The 2383-nt window shown below is 59.8% G+C and carries 3 protein-coding genes; all 3 read right to left on the bottom strand.

Annotated elements, in window-relative coordinates:
- Positions 1-31: 31 nt before the first annotated feature.
- Positions 32-1567, bottom strand: coding sequence for an IS66 family transposase (gene tnpC / locus KY379_RS27090; protein ID WP_261242700.1), 1536 nt, complete (start codon positions 1565-1567; stop codon positions 32-34).
- 63 nt (positions 1568-1630) lie between these two features.
- Positions 1631-1966 carry an IS66 family insertion sequence element accessory protein TnpB gene (gene tnpB / locus KY379_RS27095; protein WP_010792762.1) on the bottom strand — a complete coding sequence of 112 codons (336 nt, stop codon included), beginning with the start codon at positions 1964-1966 and terminating at the stop codon, positions 1631-1633.
- Positions 1963-2283, bottom strand: coding sequence for an IS66-like element accessory protein TnpA (gene tnpA, locus KY379_RS27100; RefSeq protein WP_078464875.1), 321 nt, complete (start codon positions 2281-2283; stop codon positions 1963-1965). The genes tnpB and tnpA overlap by 4 nt, the downstream gene beginning before the upstream one ends.
- Between the last annotated feature and the right edge of the window lie 100 nt (positions 2284-2383).

A 2383-nucleotide genomic window follows, 5' to 3' on the forward strand; every position in this document is an offset into this window, starting at 1 on the left:
GTAAGCGTCCGGCGAACTCACCTTGCGTAAGTCAGGCCGGCACCCACTGATGCGGCAGCAACTGTCCGATCTCACTGGCCCGTTGGGTCGGCATCCGCGTCAGCACATCTTTTAGATAGGCATACGGATCATGCCCATTCATGCGCGCCGACTGGATCAAACTCATGATTGCCGCAGCCCGCTTACCGCTGCGCAGGGATCCCGCAAATAACCAGTTCGAGCGCCCGAGTGCCCATGGCCGTATCTGGTTTTCGACCTGGTTGTTGTCGATGGGCACAGCCCCATCATCCAGGTAGCGCGTCAGCGCTACCCAGCGTTTCAGGCTGTAATCGAGGGCTTTGGCCGTGGCTGATCCATTGGGCACCAGGTCGCGCTGAGCCAACATCCAGTCATGCAGTTTTTTGAGGATCGGCACCGCCAATTCTTGTCGTACTCGCCAGCGCTCTTCATCACTCATGTCCCGCGCCTGACGTTCGACCTCGTACAAGCCGCTGATCGAGTGCAGGGCCTGTTCAGCCAGCTGACTTTTGTTCGCCACGTGCAAATCAAAGAACTTGCGCCGGGCGTGGGCCATGCAGCCGATTTCAGTGATGCCTTGTTCGAAACCGGCTTTGTAGCCAGCGAAGTCGTCGCAGACCAGCTTGCCGTTCCAGTCACCTAGGAAGTTGCGCGCATGTTCGCCAGCACGGCTTGGGCTGAAGTCGTAAACCACCGCTTTGAGCGCTGAAAACGGCGTCGTGCTGTAGGCCCAGACATAGGCCCGGTGGGTTTTCTTCTCGCCTGGCGCAAGCATTTGCACCGGTGTTTCATCAGCGTGGATCACGCCCTGGTTCAGCACGGCTTCACGCAGTGCATCGACCAGTGGCTGAAGCCGCACGCCGGTTTGTCCGACCCACTGGGCCAGGGTCGAGCGAGCAATTGCCAGCCCGGCGCGGCCAAAGATTTTCTCCTGCCGGTACAGCGGCAAGTGATCGGCAAACTTGGCCACCATCACGTGGGCCAACAAACCTGCGGTCGGGATACCTTTGTCGATAACCTGGGCTGGCACCGGTGCCTGGATCAGGGTTTCGCACTGGCGACAGGCCCATTTGCCCCGCACATGTTGCTCGACGGTAAACACGCCCGGCGTGTAATCCAGCTTCTCGCTGACGTCTTCGCCGATGCGTTGAAGTTGGCAGCCACAGACGCACTGGGTGTTTTCGGGTTCGTGACGAATCACCGTGCGTGGAAACTGCGGCGGCAAAGGCGCACGTTTCGGGGATTGCCGTGGTTCGGCCTGTGGCGCATCTGGGAGAAGCTGTTTTAGCTCGGCCTCGATAGCTTCAAGGTCTGTGTCGAGCAGGTCATCCAGCAAGCTGCTTTGCGCCGGGCTGATTTGCTCGCTGCGCTTGGCAAACTTGTGCCGTTTGAGCAGGGCGATTTCGAACTTGAACTGTTCGATGAGGATTTCATCGTTCTGAATCTTCCTGCTCATCGCCTCGACCTGGGATTGCAATTGCAACGCCTGTGCCGCCAAAGCACGAAGCTGTTCCGGGGTCATCTGGTCGAGGTTGGGCGAGAAAGTCATGCCACCGATTGTGCCAGAGCAGGCGCGGGGCGACGACAAGTAGACCGGCCAAATGGCCGGCGGTTACAGCATGCTGATCACGCCGCCTGAGCCGACGCGCTGCCACGGCAGGCCCAGCACCAACGCCTGGAGTTGTTCGCTGTCGAGTTCGACCTCGCACCCGTGGCGAATGCCGGGCCAGTGGAACTTGCCTTGGTTCAGGCGCCGCGCGGCAAGCCAGACACCGACGCCATCGTGCACCAGCACTTTCATCCGGGTAGCCCGGCGATTGGCGAACAGATAAGCGCAGTGCGGCTTCGCCGCACCGAACACCGCAATCACCCGGGCTAATGCCGTCTCGGTGCCGGCGCGCATATCCATCGGCTCGGTGGCCAGCCAGATGGCATCGATGCGGATCATTGAGCCACAGCCCGAATAAATTGCGCACAACCCTCGGGATCCGAGGCTGGCCATTTCACCGTGATCACTTGCCCGGCCACGGGCAACTCGATGATCACTGACGCTTCGACTGGCCGTTTAGGTGCGGCTTTTAGCGGGACGAAAGCTGGTAGTGAAGCCGCTGCGGGCTGATCTCGATAGAGCGGCAGCCATTTGCGGATGACGTTGGCATTGATGCCGTGGTTGATGGCGACACTGGACACGGTTGCGCCAGGTTGCAGGCATTCCTGAACGACCTGGGCTTTGAACGGTTTCGGATAAGAGCTTCGTTGGCGCATGGAAATCCTGGCGATGAGGGTGATCGCGTCCGCTTAAAAATACGCGGACACCATCGCCCTTAATGCTGGAGTTCGGAAGGTGAGTTCGCCGGACGCTTAC

This window comes from Pseudomonas sp. HD6422, from assembly GCF_025377065.1.
GTDB lineage: Bacteria > Pseudomonadota > Gammaproteobacteria > Pseudomonadales > Pseudomonadaceae > Aquipseudomonas > Aquipseudomonas putida_U.

What these genes read in the sequence shown, in the direction of transcription:
- tnpC (WP_261242700.1), bottom strand. Translation starts at nt 1,567, where the DNA reads ATGACTTTCTCGCCCAACCTCGACCAGATGACCCCGGAACAGCTTCGT.
- tnpB (WP_010792762.1), bottom strand. Translation starts at nt 1,966, where the DNA reads ATGATCCGCATCGATGCCATCTGGCTGGCCACCGAGCCGATGGATATG.
- tnpA (WP_078464875.1), bottom strand. Translation starts at nt 2,283, where the DNA reads ATGCGCCAACGAAGCTCTTATCCGAAACCGTTCAAAGCCCAGGTCGTT.